Source organism: Nocardia sp. NPDC055050 (genome assembly GCF_053608345.1).
Window position 1 is genome coordinate 21,989 of record NZ_JBSGVG010000058.1, and the last position, 6,709, is coordinate 28,697.

At 68.3% G+C, this 6,709-nt stretch carries 6 protein-coding genes; 4 read left to right on the forward strand and 2 right to left on the reverse strand.

Annotated elements, in window-relative coordinates; all coding sequences use genetic code 11:
• Positions 1–48 precede the first annotated feature (48 nt).
• Positions 49–1,497 carry a hypothetical protein gene (locus ACWGCN_RS33535; RefSeq protein WP_452458237.1) on the reverse strand — a complete coding sequence of 483 codons (1,449 nt, stop codon included), beginning with the start codon at positions 1,495–1,497 and terminating at the stop codon, positions 49–51.
• Positions 1,494–1,907: a hypothetical protein gene (locus ACWGCN_RS33540; RefSeq protein ID WP_378993856.1), complete on the reverse strand. Its 414-nt coding sequence runs from the start codon at positions 1,905–1,907 to the stop codon at positions 1,494–1,496. The genes ACWGCN_RS33535 and ACWGCN_RS33540 overlap by 4 nt, the downstream gene beginning before the upstream one ends.
• Positions 1,908–2,263: 356 nt before the next feature.
• On the opposite strand from ACWGCN_RS33540, the gene hrcA reads away from it, so the two are divergent.
• The 4 genes from hrcA to ACWGCN_RS33560 all read left to right on the forward strand — a co-directional run bounded on the left by hrcA (position 2,264) and on the right by ACWGCN_RS33560 (position 6,593).
• A complete protein-coding gene (hrcA, locus tag ACWGCN_RS33545) occupies positions 2,264–3,298 on the forward strand; it encodes a heat-inducible transcriptional repressor HrcA (RefSeq protein WP_378637503.1) in 1,035 nt (344 codons plus the stop codon).
• A gap of 130 nt (positions 3,299–3,428) precedes the next feature.
• Complete coding sequence (gene dnaJ / locus ACWGCN_RS33550; RefSeq protein ID WP_378993858.1) at positions 3,429–4,583, forward strand: molecular chaperone DnaJ; 1,155 nt, start codon at positions 3,429–3,431, stop codon at positions 4,581–4,583.
• Positions 4,584–4,587: 4 nt separating this feature from the next.
• Positions 4,588–5,328: a 16S rRNA (uracil(1498)-N(3))-methyltransferase gene (locus ACWGCN_RS33555; RefSeq protein WP_379313930.1), complete on the forward strand. Its 741-nt coding sequence runs from the start codon at positions 4,588–4,590 to the stop codon at positions 5,326–5,328.
• A 200-nt stretch (positions 5,329–5,528) separates the two neighbouring features.
• Entirely contained in the window at positions 5,529–6,593 is a 1,065-nt protein-coding gene (locus ACWGCN_RS33560; RefSeq protein ID WP_378637749.1) for a PhoH family protein, read from the forward strand.
• Positions 6,594–6,709: the final 116 nt, after the last annotated feature.

Below are 6,709 nucleotides of genomic sequence, written 5' to 3' on the forward strand. Positions count from 1 at the left end.
AATCGGGCGGCCACTGCCGACGCCTTCGCCGACGCGCTGACATCGCCGTCAGCCCCGAGTCGCCGTTGAGCGTTGCTCGACCGGCGAGAAGTCATCGCCACCACCGATCACCCCACCGGCTATCGCCGGTCGTGGCGCACCGAGTAGTTCCGCGGTGTTCGCGAGCGTGATCAAGTACTCCGGCAGTCCGCGCACGGCGTCGACGCCCGGCGCGGGCGCCGTCGGCGTTCCTCCTCCGCAATGGAAGTAGCGATCGACCGACCTGGTTGTGGCGTGCCCCGACGGCGGGTTGACGCCGATAGCCGGGCCTGTCGATCCGGGAACGCTGTGCCCGATACCCGGCCTCGACACATCGTGCTGGCCGGGCGGTCGATACCGCGGTGCCCTACCCCATGTCCGGTCATCGCCTCCGCTCGTGCTGACGCTCGGACCCATACGCCCAGCCGCTGAGCCTGCAGCGGGAACACGGCCCGCCGAAACCACCCCGGGGTCGACAGCCGCCGGGGAAGTCCCCGCGGGCGCTGTGAGCAACCCTGCGCCGACAGGTGCCGTCAACGCAGCCGCACCGCTCGGCGGTGCCGCGCCAGTGACACCCGACGACGCCGAGGTCACCGTCGTAGCGTTGCCGGGGCGTGCGGATCGGTCATCGGATTCCACCGATCTGCCGTCGACCAGTTCGTGACCGTCGATCGGCACTCCTGTGCCGCGACCATCACTCCTCACCTTCTCCGAGTCGCCGATCGCCACCTGCTGGGCCGAACTCTCCCCGGACGCGGCGGACAAGTTCTGCCCGCCAACTGCGGAAACCTCGACCGGCGACAGCTTGTGCCGCTCGCCTCGCGATTGCCCCACGGTGCCGATCAGTAATTGCCGATCGCTCAGCTCGCCGGAGTCGAACGACCGAAGTGGCATGGGCAGCACCGGAATGCGAGCGACCAACTCCGCGATCGGCAACACGTATCGCTGCCGCATCGCCGCCCGCGCATCCTCCTCCGCGGCCGACGCCGCACCGTGCGCCGATGCTGAGCCCATGGTGTGTACCGCCCCACTCGCCGACCATGCCGCGGCGCCGATCTCCTCGGCAACGGGTGACCCGACCGCGTACTTGGTCGCCACGATCGCCTCGGCAGCCGCTCGAACCACGCCCGGCAAATCCTCCAGCGCGACAGTCAGATCGTGCGCTCGGGCGACATAGTCGTCGACCGCGGATCCGGCCGCGGCGGCACCCACGCCCGACCAAGCCGACGCCAGCGACCCATCCACTGCGTGCCGGAATGCGCGTAGACCCTCGTCCCACCACCGCGCGATCTGCTCGAACCTGTCCGCTTGCGCCAACGCGTCGGTCACCTCGAGCGCCCCGAATGCCGCGACGATCTCCCGATGTCGCCAACAATGCGTGTTCTCCCCGCCGCCGGGAACACCCGATTTCGTGACGTCGCTCGAATAGTCCGGATATGTGTTCTCGCCGCGAATACCGCTCGGCTCGGGGCCTGTCACGCTGACACCGAAGAAATATGTTGTCCCGCAGAGGGTTCCGGCATCCGAAGTCGATCAGCCCACGCTTCGTCAGCAACCACCATCAGATCGCGCGCAGCCCGGAAAGATTGCCGAATATCGGCCACGATCTGTGAATGCGCGTCCAATACGGCAGTGACGCTGTTCTCGTTCGCTGCCGCGAGGGAACGCAATCGCGCGACCAATGTGCGACCGGATACCAACCGCGCTTCTCCCTCGCCGAGCCCCCAGCGCTCCTGATCGCCGATTTCCACGGCAAGCGCCCGTATCCGCGCGATCGCGCGGAGAAATTCCACACACGCACCGTCGATCCGGGCGAACTCCGCCGGCCGCACCGCGACCGCGCTCGAACCGACTTGCCCCGCTTCGCCGACCCCACCCGGATACACCACAGTTCCCTCCCCGTGCACTCTGTAGTCAGCTGAAAACAGCTGGTAGGCCCCCTGATTCAGTCCGAAATCTACGCCCGCTGCCCGAGCCCGGCAACCCGCGAAACCGCAACTGTGGATAACTCGGGTCTGTGGATAACCCTGGCGTGGGGCTCGACCGAGCCGACAAACCGAACACCGCCCCCGACGCCGGATATCCCCGCATGACGGTTCGATGCCGGACCGCCGTGCGATCCAGGGATCGGCAACAAGACAATTAGACTGGACAACAAGACGCTGCGAGCGTCGGCGTGCGACCCTGTGCGAACGCAGCACGGGTAGGCGTGACGTACCAGGCACGAGCGAGGAAGGTGGGGTCGATGGCGTCGAGTACCGAGGATCGACGTTTCGAGGTCCTGCGAGCGATCGTCGCGGACTACGTCGCCACCAAGGAACCGATCGGCTCCAAGTCCCTCGTGGAACGGCATCACCTCGGCGTTTCCAGCGCCACCATCCGCAACGACATGGCGGTGCTGGAGGCCGAGGGCTACATCACGCAGCCGCACACGAGCTCGGGCCGCATCCCCACCGACAAGGGCTATCGCGAGTTCGTCGACCGGATCGCCGAGGTGAAACCGCTCTCGGGTGCCGAACGCCGGGCGATCATGGAATTCCTCGAATCCGGGGTCGACCTCGACGACGTTCTGCGCCGCGGCGTGCGCCTGCTGGCCCAGCTCACCCGTCAGGTCGCGGTGGTGCAATACCCCACCGTCTCGGCCTCGATCGTGCGCCACATCGAGGTCGTCGCGCTCAACCCGGCCCGGCTGTTACTCGTGGTGATCACCGACACCGGTCGCGTCGACCAGCGCATCGTCGACCTGGGCGCGGTGATCTCCGACGAGGACCTGGCCGCCGTGCGTGGCCTGCTCGGCGGGGCTATGGACGGCAAGCTGCTGTCGGTGGCGAGTGCGTCGGTAGCCGGTGTGCCCGAACGCGCACCGGCCAAGATCCGCGACGTGCTGGTCCGGGTCTCGACCGTCCTGGTGGAGACGCTGGTCGAGCACCCCGAAGAACGCCTGGTCCTCGGCGGCACGGCCAATCTCACCCGCAATGTCGCCGATTTCGGCTTCCCCGGCTCCTTGCGCACCGTGCTGGAAGCCCTGGAAGAACAGGTCATCGTGCTCAAATTGCTCGCCGCCGCCCAGCAGCCGGGCCAGGTGATGGTGCAGATCGGCGAGGAGACCCAGGTCGAGCAGATGCGCGGCACCTCCGTCGTCTCCACCGGTTACGGTGCGGCGGGCGCTGTGCTCGGCGGTATGGGTGTGCTCGGCCCGACCCGCATGGACTACCCCGGCACCATGGCATCCGTCGCGACGGTCGCCCGCTACATCGGCGAGGTGCTCGCCGAAAGGTGAAGCCAGCTCGGGATCCACGACAACCGGACTGTTAAGGTCGATACTTCGGCCGGTAAAGTTGAGTGGATTCGACTAAAGGATGCGCCCGGCGCTCGGCCGGCCCACACCGACCAAGGACTAGAGAACTCACGTGGCACGGGATTACTACGGACTGCTCGGCGTCGGCAAGAACGCCACCGACCAGGAGCTCAAGCGCGCTTACCGCAAGCTGGCCCGCGAACTGCACCCCGATGTGAACCCGGACGAGGGCGCGCAGGCCCGCTTCAAGGACGTCTCCACCGCCTACGAGGTGCTGACCGACCCCGAGAAGCGCCGGATCGTCGACCTCGGCGGTGACCCGCTCGAAAACGGCGGCGGCGGAGCAGGATTCAACGGTGCGGGCTTCGGCGGCCTCGGCGACGTCTTCGAGGCGTTCTTCGGCGGGATGAGCGGCCAGGGCGGTGGTCAGCGCAAGCCGCGCGGCCGCGTGCAGCCCGGCGCCGACTCGCTGATCCGCACTCGGCTGAGCCTGGCCGAATGCGCGGTCGGCGTCACCAAGCATCTGACCGTCGACACCGCGATCCTCTGCGATGTCTGCGTGGGCTCTGGCACCAACGGCAACTCCAAGCCGGTGCGCTGTGAGACCTGCGACGGCGCGGGCGAGGTGCAGTCGGTGCAGCGCTCGTTCCTCGGCCAGGTGCTCACCTCGCGGCCCTGCCCCACCTGCCGTGGCGCGGGCGAGACCATCCCCGACCCCTGCAACAAGTGCGGTGGCGACGGCCGCGTGCGCGCCCGTCGCGAGATCGCCGCGCCCATCCCGGCCGGTGTCGCCAGCGGCATGCGGGTTCGCCTCGCGGCGCAGGGCGAGGTGGGCCCCGGCGGCGGCCATGCCGGTGACCTCTACGTCGAGGTAGTCGAGCAGCCGCACGACACCTTCGTGCGCGACGGCGACGACCTGCACTGCACGGTCCGGGTGCCGATGGTCGACGCGATCCTCGGGACCACCGTGGTCGTCGACACCATCCTCGACGGCCCCACCGAACTCACCATCGCGGCGGGCACTCAGCCCGGCGAGGTCATCCAGCTGCGGGCGCACGGCATGCCGCGCCTGCGTTCGGGTGCGCGCGGCGACCTGCTCGCCCACCTCGACATCGTCGTGCCGAACAAGCTCGACGGCAGGCAGACCGATCTGTTGCGCAAGTTCAAGGGCATGCGGGACAAGGATCGCGCCGAGGTGATGTCGACCCAGTCCGAGCACAACAGCGGTCTGTTCGCCCGGCTGCGCGCGTCGTTCAGCGGGCGCTGAGCCCGTGGCCGCAACGGTCTTCTACCTCGACGAGGTCCCCGAGCCGGGCGCTGTCGCGGTGCTGGACGGCCCCGAAGGCCGCCATGCCGCGACCGTGCGCCGGATCAAGGTCGGCGAACCGATCACCCTGTCCGATGGGCACGGTGTGCTGGCCGACTCGGAAGTCGTTGCGGCCCAGAAGGACCGGCTCGAACTGGCGGTCCGTGACCGTCGGATCGCCGCGCCGCCCACCCCGGCGGTGACCGTGGTGCAGGCGCTGCCCAAGTCGGATCGCTCCGAGCTGGCCGTGGAATTGATGACCGAGGCCGGCGCGGACCTGATCGTCCCGTGGCAGGCCGCGCGCTGCGTCGCGAACTGGGAAGCCAAGGCCGCCAAGGGTATCGAGAAGTGGCGTGCGGCGGCGAAGTCCGCGGCCCGTCAATCCCGTCGCGCCTACATTCCCGAGATCGCCGCCCTGCACCGCACCCGCGACCTGGTGGAACTGGTGCGAAAAGCCAAGGCGGACGGCGCGATCGTCGCGGCCCTGCACGAATCCGGCGCGGGTAGATTCACCGAACTGCCGTTGGCCCAGGCGAGCGAAGTGGTGCTGATCGTCGGCCCCGAAGGCGGCCTCGACGACGCCGAGCTGGCCGCGCTCGCGGAGGCGGGAGCCGACATCGTGCTCCTCGGCCCGACCGTGCTGCGCACCTCCACCGCGGCGGCCGTCGCGCTCGGCGCGCTGGGGGCGTTGACCTCGCGCTGGTGAGGCAGGAGTGGACCGTCCGGAACCGGGTATTTCACAGGGACGCGAACGGCATAGCACGGGCGCATTTTTATCCACTGTGCGGTGTCAGTGCTCGGCGGTAAACTGATCTCATCGAACACCAGGTCGAAACCGGAAGCAGGCTGTAGCCACTTTTGAAGAACTCAGGCGAGATCGGCAACCCCACCAACCCCGTATCAGACATCGGCGCAGGCGGTAACAATGCTGGTCCCGCCGCGCGGACCGTGCGTTCCAGCATCGAGCTCGCCCCGGAGTCGGTTTTCGGTTTCCTCGGCTCGGCCGACCAGAACCTGCGGCAGCTGGAGAAACTACTCCCGGCCGACATCCATGTCCGCGGCAACACCGTCACCATCACCGGTAAGGCAGGCGATGTGGCGCTGGCCGAGCGGGTCATCGAGCAGCTCGTGGCACTGACCGGCCGCAACCGGGTGATCACGCCCGAGGCGGTTCGCCACACCATCTCGATGCTCACCGACGAGGGCGTGTCCGAATCGCCCGCCGAGGTGCTGAGCCTGGATATCCTGTCGCGGCGCGGCAAGATCATCCGCCCCAAGACGCTGAACCAGAAGCGCTATGTCGACGCGATCGATGACAACACGATCGTGTTCGGCATCGGCCCCGCGGGCACCGGTAAGACCTACCTGGCCATGGCCAAGGCGGTGCAGGCCCTGCAGTCCAAGCAGGTCACCCGCATCATCCTGACCAGGCCCGCGGTCGAGGCGGGTGAACGGCTCGGCTTCCTGCCCGGCACCCTCAACGACAAGATCGACCCGTACCTGCGCCCGCTCTACGACGCCCTGCACGACATGATGGACCCCGAAGCCATTCCGAAGCTGATGGCCTCCGGTGTCATCGAGGTCGCGCCGCTGGCGTACATGCGTGGTCGCAGCCTCAACGATTCGTTCATCATTCTCGACGAGGCGCAGAACACCACGGCCGAGCAGATGAAGATGTTCCTCACCCGCCTCGGCTTCGGTTCGCGGATGGTGGTCACCGGCGACATCTCGCAGGTCGACCTGCCCAACGGTCAGCGCTCGGGCCTGCGGGCGGCCGCGGAGATCCTCACCGATATCGACGACATCCACTTCTCGGAGCTCACCAGCGCCGACGTGGTCCGGCACCGACTGGTCTCCGACATCGTCGACGCCTACGACCGCTTCGAATCCGAGACCCGCGCGGTGCCGGGCCCGCACTACCCGGGCAATCGCGCCCAGCGCAGGGCCGCGGGTCGCAGCGACCGGCGCTGAGGTGCGCCACGCTGGCCCGATGCCGCTGCCGGCGGCGTGGGGCCAGCCCCGTACCCGGACCAGGGGGGCATCGGGATCGCCCACGAATCGGGGCTGGACGTTCCCGAAGAAGACCA